The sequence below is a fragment of the Actinoplanes sp. ATCC 53533 genome, assembly GCF_003947245.1.
This window is the reverse complement of the sequence record NZ_QHHV01000537.1, coordinates 1-1,028: the sequence shown is the minus strand read 5'-3', so window position 1 is coordinate 1,028 and position 1,028 is coordinate 1. Positions and strand designations below refer to the sequence as shown.

Here is a 1,028-nt window from a genome sequence, read left to right as displayed (position 1 = left end):
ACCTGGTCGCCAGCAAGGTCTTCGGCGGACTGTTCTCGCCCGTCGACCGGTCGCAGCCGGCCAAGGCCGCGATCGAGGACCACCTGGACTTCCTGTTCGGGTACTACCAGCGCCAGGTGGAACAGCGGCACTGGTACGGATTCTGGGACTACGGCGACATCATGCACACCTTCGACGAGGACCGCCTCGTGTGGCGGTACGACGTGGGTGGCTACGCCTGGGACAACTCGGAGCTCTCGCCGGACCTGTGGCTGTGGTACGCCTTCCTCCGCTCCGGTCGCGCCGACATCTTCCGCTTCGCCGAGGCGATGACCAGGCACACCGGCGAGGTGGACGTCTATCACCTCGGCAAGTGGGCCGGGCTCGGCACCCGTCATGGCGTGCAGCACTGGGCCGACAGCGCCAAACAGCAACGCATCAGCACGGCTGTCTACCGGCGGATCTACTACTACCTGACCGGTGACGAACGGACCGGCGATCTGCTGTCGGAGCTCGTCGACTCGGATCGCACCTTCCTGGTGCTGGACCCGATCCGCAAGATTCGCACCGAGCCGTACACGCCCGACCCGCACGCGCTGTCGATCGGCCTCGGCACCGACTGGAGCGGCCTGGCCGCCGCATGGCTCACCGAATGGGAACGCCGTGGCCCGAAGGCAGACCTCGCGAGGTCGAAGCTGATCGGCACGATGGAGACCATCGCCGCCATGCCGAACGGCTTCGTCACCGGCAGCGGGCTGTACGACCTCGACACCGGCCGGTTCGCGCCGGTCGCCGGCAAGACCGTCAACGTCTCCCACCTCAGCGCGATGTTCGGCCAGGTCGAGGTCTGCGCCGAGGTCATCGATCTGGTCGACCTGCCCGCGTTCGAGGCTGCCTGGCTGCAGTACTGCCGCCTCTTCAACGGAACCAGGGAAGAGCAGACGGCCGAGTGCGGTGCGTACTTCGGCAACCTGATCCTGCGCCAGGGCCACGCGCGCCTCACCGCCTACGCCGCCGCCCGGCTGAACCGCGACGACCTCGCCACCCGG

At 67.8% G+C, this 1,028-nt stretch carries 1 pseudogene; it reads left to right on the top strand.

Going from position 1 to position 1,028, the window contains the following annotated elements:
- Window positions 1-1,028 (top strand): annotated as a pseudogene (locus DMB66_RS59860) (hypothetical protein); the annotation flags it as partial.